Raw genomic sequence first — 7,345 nt, forward strand, 5'->3', positions numbered from 1 at the left:
AATCAGCGGGGCGGACGGACAGGGCGTTCCGGGGCACGCGAAAGGGGCGGTTCCCTGTTGCGGGGAACCGCCCCTTCGTGTGGTCGTTGTGAACGCTCGCTGGTCAGGACCTGCGCTCACCCCGGCGGAGCCGGGTCACCCGACCCGTGGGTCAGGCGGTCTTGCGCTTGCGCAGCACCAGCATGGTGACGCCACCGACGACCACCAGCGCGACGGCGACACCGGCGATCACCGGGGTGGCGCTGTTGCTGCCGGTCTCGGCCAGGTTGCTGTCGGCGGAGTCGCCCTTGTCGCCGGCCGGGCTCGGCGCGGCCGAGGGCTCCGGGCTGGCGGAGCCGCCGCCCTCGCTGGCGGTCTGGCAGTCCAGGACACCGGTGAAGGTCTGGTCGAGACCGTTCGGGCCGGTGACGGCGATGCTGTACTCGGCGTCCTCCTTCACCGGAACGGTGACGGTGACGTCCTTGCCGGCCTCGACGGTGTGCTTCTCGCCGCCGATGGAGACCTCGCCCGCCTCGTCACCGGTGTTGGTGACCTTGACGTCGACGCCGCCCTTGGCGCAGTTCTTCACGGCCTCGGCCGCGAGCACGGCGCCCACGGTCTGCTTGTCGTCCCAGGAGGCGGTGAAGGAGGACGCGACCTTGTTCTCCGTGGAGCCCGCGAGGATCTGCGTCTGGGTCTTCACGCCCACGCCGGTGAAGGCGCGGCCGACCGAGAGCTGCGCGGCGCCCTCGACGGTCACCTGCGCGGTACCGGCCGCGGTGCCCTTCGGGACGTCGACGTACAGCTCGGTGCCGTCGGACGCGCTGGTGATCGCGTTGCCCGAGGCGTCGACGACCTTGACGCCGGCGCCCTCGACCTTGACGGCCGCGCTGCCCGCGTTGGTGTCCACGGTGACCGGGCCGAGCTTGTCGCCGGCCTGGCCCGCCACGGCGTTGGAGCTGAGCGACAGCGAGACGCCGGGCTCCTGGAGGGACTGGGCGGCCTTCTCCAGGTAGTCGGCCAGCTGCTCGGCCTCGGCGTCCTTGGCCTCGGCCTTGACGTGGTCCGAGAAGCGCCAGATGGCGACCTGGGTGCCGACGGCGGCGTCGTTCTTGGTGAACTCGCCCGTGATGCCGGCGGACTTGGCCAGCGCGGCCACGTCACCGACCTGCGGGAAGGAGTTCTTCAGGATCCAGTGGATCTTGCCCGCGTCCTGGTTGGCGTGCAGCGAGGACTGGGCCCAGGCGACTTCCTGGTACTGCGCGTTGGTCTTGGTGGGCGTGTGGGCGTCGATGCAGTAGCTCTGCAGCGTGCCACCGCCCTGCACGTCCATGGTGAACAGGCCGGCGCTGACGTTCTTGCCGTCGATGGTGGCGCCACCGCTGAACGAGAGGCCGGGCTTCAGCGTCGCCAGCGTGCCGCCGGCGGTGGTCTGGCCGTCGGCGGCGGCGAGGCCGGCCGTGGCCAGGGAGCCGCCGACACTCAGGCCGGCGACGAGGATCGCGGCGGACAGCCGCGCGGTGGCACGTCTCCGTACACGGAACATACGTTTCCCCTCCGGGCATGGCGGCGTCACGTCGCGTCGGGGCAACGAGAGACTGACGGAAGGCGCACACCAGCCCGCGAAATCTGCAACTCCCCGCAACATGGGGGTGCTTGTGAGCGGCCGCGAACGCGGCCGAGTGCCACATGATAATCACACGTCGGAACCTGTGGTTCCTGCGGGACGTAAAAACCCTGCCGTGACCGCCCGTTGTCCGGTTGCGCACGGTACGGCCCGGTTCAGTCCACCGCGAAGTGCGCCAGGGCGACCGAGAGTTGCTCCTGCTGCACCGGCCACTCGTCGGCCGGTCCGGCGACCAGCACGGCGTACATCGTCCCGTCCCCGGCGGTGAAGACACAGTCCACGACCTGCTTGCGGAAGCCGAGTTCCTCGCTGTCGTACGCGTAGACCAGCTCCGCGGCGTCCGTCCCCACGGCCTCCGACGCGCCCTCGGGGCGGCCCGTCCCCTCGAGGGAGATCTCCTCGTAGCCGGGCTGGGCGTCCAGGTGCTCCGAGGCGGCCTCCAGCGACTCCTGCGGCGTGATCCCGGCCTCGGTCACCTCGAAGACCTGGATGAGGGAGCCGTCGTTCCCCGGTGTGTAGAAGACGCCGCTGTCCCGCTCGTCGCGCGTCCAGTCCTCGGGCACCGCGAGGGCGAAGCCGGCCGGGTCCTCCACGAGGCGGTAGCCGTCGGGCGCCCCGCTCGCCGCCGGGGAGGGCGACTCCTCCGGCGTGGCGGCCGGTTCGGGTGCGGCGGTGGTGCCGTCGGTGCTCCCCGGCTCCGCGGCCGCGCCGGTCGCCCGCGCGGACCCGGCGGCAGGGGCGGCCTCGTCGTCGCGGACCAGGTGCCATCCGAGGGCGGACCCGGCCAGCGCGCCGACGACCAGGACCGGGACGGCCACCCGCAGCATCCGCCGGCGGCCGCCGTGCGGCGCGCCGACGCCGGGCATGCCCGGGATGCCGTGAGCGGGTGGGTGGGGCGCGCCGTCACCGGGCGGACCCGGCAGGGCGACGGCCGGTGAGAAGGCGGACGGCAACGGCAACGGCGGGCCGGGCGCCTCCGGCGGGGCGGCCGGCGTCGGCGGCGACGTCCGCGTGAAGGCGCCCGGCGCGCCGGGCGCCACGGGCGGGGCGGCGGGGTGCGCGGGCGAGCTCCCGTCGGCCGGTGGCGCGAGCGGCGCCGGCGGCGTGGGCGACGTGGGCGGCTTCGGCAGCGTCGCCGTCGGCATGGGCGACGTAGACGGCGGAGACGGGTGGGGCGAGGGGAGCGGCGGGGACGACACCGTCGCCCGGCCCGCGCCGTCGCCGGGGTACTCCCACCGTTGCGCGTCCTCGTTCCAGCGCTGCGCGGCGCCTGTCCCTGCGGGTCTCATGACGCCCCGCCCACCCCCAGCATCGCGGCCACCGCGGCGGCGGCCGATATCCAGCTGGTGATGCCTTCGGCCGACTCCAGGCGCTCGCGCAGCCGGGCCCGTCGGCCCTCACCGGCCCGGCCGGTGCGGGTGATCTCGTCCTCGGCCTCGTCGATGGCCTCGTTGATCCCGGTGACCGCCGGCGACTGGGGCCGGCCGGCCAGCTCGGCCCTCAGCTCCCGCAGCGCCTCCAGGAGTTCCTGGTCCTGGACCTCCTCGCGGCCCGCCGCATGGTGGTGGGACTCGGCGCGGGCGTGGCTGCCGATGGCGAAGGTGCTCCTGGTGACCTTGCCGAACCGGACGGTGGGCTCGTCACTGCTCATGACCCTGGGATCCCTTCTGCGCCGCCTTCCCGCCGGAGACGGCGGGGGCGCTGGTGGAGGCGGGGGCGCCGGTGGAGGCGGGGGCGCCGGCCGAGGTGGTGGAGGACGCGCTGGCGTGCTCGCCGACGGCGAAGGTGCTGCCCTCGACGCTGTCGATGTGCACGCCCCCGTTGCTGACGTTGACGATCTGCTGGACGAACTCGTCGGTCTGGTAGCCGCCGTCCGCCAGGGACTGCCGCACGCCGTGGGCCACCCGGTCCTGCACGGCCTTCAGGTACCGCGCGGCGTCCATCTGCTGGAACAGCGAACCGTCGTCCGCGGCGCCCAGCTCCCGCACCGAGCGCGCGGGCCCCTCGGCGAGGGCGGCCGCGTTGCCCCCGGTCGCCAGCGCCCAGCCGTCGGCGAGGTACTTGCCCACGACGATCAGCGAACGGACCAGGGAGCTCGGCACCCGTGCCACCGCCCAGGCCGCCTTCGCCAACAGGTTGCTCGACACCAGCCGGTGCGCGGCGCGGTCGACGTCCTGGAAGTCCTGGCGCACCGGCGCGAGGACGTGCGGGGCGACCTCGAGCATGAGGATCTTGCCCTGGGTGTGCACCCGCACGAAGACGGTGACGACCAGTTCCTCCTCCCAGCCGCCGACCCGGATCCGCAGGAAGTGCCGCCGCCGTTCGGCGCCCTCCTCCACGGATCCCTCGATGTGCTCGGCGAGCGAGGCGTCGCCGTAGGGCGCGTCGTCCCGGTGGCGCAGCCCTTCGGCCGGGAGGAAGACGCACTCGTCGACCTCCAGACCGCGCAGCCGGTCCCGGCCGGGACGCCCGCCCTGCGGCGGTCTGCGCAGCTCCTCCAGCAGCGGCCGCACCCGGTCGAGCACCACCCGGTTGCTGATCGGCGCGGGCTTCCTCGTCCGGTCGGCCGGGCGCAGTTCGACGGCGAGGATCCAGGTGTCGACCGGCGTGCCCGCGCCGCAGAACGGCCGGGCCACGTTGTACATGACCAGCTTCTGGTGTTGTTCGCGCCGGATGCGGCTCATCAGCCGCTGGAACCGGGGCCCTTGCGGGAGCTCGGCGGGGTCGGTGGCCGCGTCGGGGAACCGGGCGGGCGAGAGCTCGTTGGTCACCGCGCGCGCGAACCGGCCGCGCTGGGCCGCCGCGCACAGCGCGAGGCCGGCGAAGACGACGATCAGCAGCCAGGCCTGCGTCGCGGTGCCGGACGACGAGCCGGTGCCGGTGAGGAACCCGGCCACGTCGTCGAAGTCGACCGGGGCGTCCGTGGAGCCGTAACCGTAGTCGGAGTCGCCGTAACCGGACTCCCCGTACGAGTCGCCGTAGCCCGGCCCGCTGTCCTCCTCACCGAGGCCGAACGCCGCGCCGAGGGTGTTCCAGCCGAACAGGACCAGCAGCAGCCGTCCCCACCAGCGCATCCAGAACGCCGGGATCCGCCGGTACAGCGGCGCGGTCCGGCCCTCGCCGCGCAGCCGGGCGGCCAGGGCCAGCAGCACGCTGGGGACGAGGAAGACGACGAGCATGCCCTGGGTGACGAGCATGCCCAGGGCCCACAGGGCGGTGATGCCCAGCGCCCAGGCCAGCTCCACGCGGCGGGCGCGCAGGGCGTGTGCCAGCACCCGGGCGGCGTCGAACCCGAGCGAGGGCGCGGCCACCCGCTGTTCGTTGAGCCACAGCTCCTCGATCACCCGGTCGCGGTAGCGGGAGTCCAGGTAGGCGCCCGCGCACAGCAGCCGTCCCGCCTCGCTCGCGTGGGGCGGCACCGCGACCGGCGTCACCGGTTCGGGAGGCGGCTGCGGAAGGCCCGTGCCGGAGGGCGGCTGCGGAAGGCCCGGCCCGGTGGGCTGCTGCGGGACTGACGGGACGGTCAAGCGGATCCCCCGATACGCGAACACGCTGCCCACGCGCGGTAGTTGAAGCGCACGGCAGTTGAGGCGTGAAATCTAGGCGACGGGAGTGACGGGTGCAACCGGGAAAGGTCACGCAACGATCAGGACCGGTCACCGAACGCACGACCGCCCCGGCGGCCCGTGAAGGGCTGCCGGGGCGGTCGGGGAGTGCTCCGCGTGTCTCGGGCTCAGATGAGGCCGAGGGAACGCACGGCCTCGCGCTCCTCGGAGAGCTCGGCGACGGAGGCGTCGATCTTGCCGCGGGAGAACTCGTTGATGTCCAGGCCCTGGACGATCTCGTACTTGCCGTCCTTGCAGGTGACCGGGAAGGAGGAGATCAGGCCCTCCGGCACGCCGTAGGAGCCGTCCGACGGGATCGCCATGGAGGTCCAGTTGCCCTCCTCGGTGCCGTTGACCCAGGTGTGGACGTGGTCGATGGCGGCGTTGGCCGCGGAGGCGGCGGAGGACGCGCCACGGGCCTCGATGATCGCGGCGCCGCGCTTGGCGACGGTCGGGATGAACTCCTCCGACAGCCACTTCTCGTCGTTCACGACCTCGACGGCGCTCTTGCCGCCGATGGTGGCGTGGTAGATGTCCGAGTACTGGGTGGCGGAGTGGTTGCCCCAGATGGTCAGGCGCTTGATGTCGGAGACCGAGGTGCCGGTCTTCTTCGCCAGCTGGGTCAGCGCGCGGTTGTGGTCCAGGCGGGTCATCGCGGTGAAGCGCTCGGCCGGGACGTCCGGGGCCGAGGCCTGGGCGATCAGGGCGTTGGTGTTGGCCGGGTTGCCGACCACCAGGACGCGGATGTCGTCGGCCGCGTTGTCGTTGATGGCCTTGCCCTGCGGCTTGAAGATGCCGCCGTTGGCCTCGAGGAGGTCACCGCGCTCCATGCCCTTGGTGCGCGGGCGGGCGCCGACCAGCAGGGCGACGTTGGAGCCGTCGAAGGCGACGTTCGGGTCGTCGGTGATCTCGATGCCCTGGAGCAGCGGGAAGGCGCAGTCGTCGAGCTCCATGGCGGTGCCCTCGGCGGCCTTGAGCGCGGGGGTGATCTCCAGCAGGCGCAGCTTGACCGGCACGTCCGCGCCGAGCAGCTGGCCGGAGGCGATGCGGAAGAGCAGGGCGTAACCGATCTGGCCGGCCGCGCCGGTGACGGTGACGTTCACGGGAGTGCGGGTCATGGCGTTCTCCGTAGGACAGCAGGCGGTGGGGCGGTCCGCCCCGGGGTGCGGGATCCCCGGCGCCTGTCGCGAGGCGGCTCCCGGACGGTCGGCCCGGCTGCCCACCATGATGATCGATCGACCATACAAATGATCGATCTCTTGGCGTCAAGAGATCCGGGCGTCAGGCTATCGCGCCTCCGCCGCCCCGTTATGTACGGGTGACTGTGGCCCGGACCACAGGCCGTCCGGCGGTGCGGTGCTCCGCGCGGGCGGACCACGGGCCGTACGTGCCCGGCGCGAGGGCGATCCGCGAGGCGCCGCCTCGCCGGGCACGCATCCCGTGGGGGGATCTGGCTTGCCTTCCCCCTCCGCACGGGGTTATGCGCGCGGCGCGTCGACGTGAGCCGAACGGGTCAACCCGTGCACGCGGTACGCCCCTTGACGGGGGTGATGCAGGCCTTCGCGTCCTGCGCGCGCCGCACCGCCACCATCGGCGTGTACGCGTCCGGGTCCTGGCCGACCTCCGTCCTCCGCTCCCCGGCGCGGGCTCCCTCGGCGCCGATCGTCACGGTGTCCCCCGTCGCGGCGCCCGTGACGCGGGCCCAGGCCGCGCCGCACACCTCGCTGAACCGCACCTCCAGCACGGCGGCGCCCACGGTGATGCTCCGGCCGGTCGTCGCACGCTGCCCGCCGCAGCCCATGGCCTCGGGGTCCTCACCCGCGCATCCCGCACCCTGACACCGCACCCCGTCGGGCAGCGACGCCTCCCCGCCGGCCGGGGCGGACGAGCTCCCGTGGTCGGCCGCCCTGGCCTCGTCCTCGGGGTCGGCCTGGGTGAGGAAGACCGCCGCCCCGACGATCAGCAGCGCGCCGACCGTCCCGGCCAGGAAGGTCACCGCGCGGTTCGCCCGCCCGGGGGCGGCCCGGAGGCCGCCCGCGTCGCCGGTTCCGGCACCGGCGGTGGGCGGGGGCGGGGGCGGCGCCTCGGCGACCGGGGTGGCGGCGCCGGCGGCTGCCGCGGCGGCCGGGGCTGC

At 73.8% G+C, this 7,345-nt stretch carries 6 protein-coding genes; all 6 read right to left on the bottom strand.

The window, feature by feature from the left end; all coding sequences use genetic code 11:
* Nucleotides 1–151: 151 nt before the first annotated feature.
* Nucleotides 152–1,525, bottom strand: a complete 1,374-nt coding sequence (locus ACFRAV_RS26990; protein WP_382559010.1) for a thioester domain-containing protein — start codon at nt 1,523–1,525, stop codon at nt 152–154.
* Nucleotides 1,526–1,761: 236 nt separating this feature from the next.
* Nucleotides 1,762–2,472 carry a hypothetical protein gene (locus tag ACFRAV_RS26995; protein ID WP_382559012.1) on the bottom strand — a complete coding sequence of 237 codons (711 nt, stop codon included), beginning with the start codon at nt 2,470–2,472 and terminating at the stop codon, nt 1,762–1,764.
* 419 nt (nt 2,473–2,891) lie between these two features.
* Nucleotides 2,892–3,257 (bottom strand): hypothetical protein, encoded by a 366-nt coding sequence (locus ACFRAV_RS27000; protein ID WP_382559014.1) that lies wholly within the window; start codon nt 3,255–3,257, stop codon nt 2,892–2,894.
* Complete coding sequence (locus ACFRAV_RS27005; protein ID WP_382559016.1) at nt 3,247–5,133, bottom strand: hypothetical protein; 1,887 nt, start codon at nt 5,131–5,133, stop codon at nt 3,247–3,249. Before ACFRAV_RS27005 ends, ACFRAV_RS27000 begins: the two co-directional genes overlap by 11 nt.
* 206 nt (nt 5,134–5,339) lie before the next feature.
* Nucleotides 5,340–6,329 (bottom strand): malate dehydrogenase, encoded by a 990-nt coding sequence (locus tag ACFRAV_RS27010; RefSeq protein ID WP_382559018.1) that lies wholly within the window; start codon nt 6,327–6,329, stop codon nt 5,340–5,342.
* Nucleotides 6,330–6,724: 395 nt separating this feature from the next.
* Nucleotides 6,725–7,345, bottom strand: a 621-nt coding sequence (locus tag ACFRAV_RS27015) for a DUF2690 domain-containing protein (RefSeq protein WP_382559020.1), incomplete at its 5' end; no start/stop codon positions are given.

Source organism: Streptomyces sp. NPDC056600 (assembly GCF_042792855.1).
Lineage (GTDB): Bacteria > Actinomycetota > Actinomycetes > Streptomycetales > Streptomycetaceae > Streptomyces.

What these genes read in the sequence shown, in the direction of transcription:
- ACFRAV_RS26990 (WP_382559010.1), bottom strand. Translation starts at nt 1,525, where the DNA reads ATGTTCCGTGTACGGAGACGTGCCACCGCGCGGCTGTCCGCCGCGATC.
- ACFRAV_RS26995 (WP_382559012.1), bottom strand. Translation starts at nt 2,472, where the DNA reads ATGCCCGGCGTCGGCGCGCCGCACGGCGGCCGCCGGCGGATGCTGCGG.
- ACFRAV_RS27000 (WP_382559014.1), bottom strand. Translation starts at nt 3,257, where the DNA reads ATGAGCAGTGACGAGCCCACCGTCCGGTTCGGCAAGGTCACCAGGAGC.
- ACFRAV_RS27010 (WP_382559018.1), bottom strand. Translation starts at nt 6,329, where the DNA reads ATGACCCGCACTCCCGTGAACGTCACCGTCACCGGCGCGGCCGGCCAG.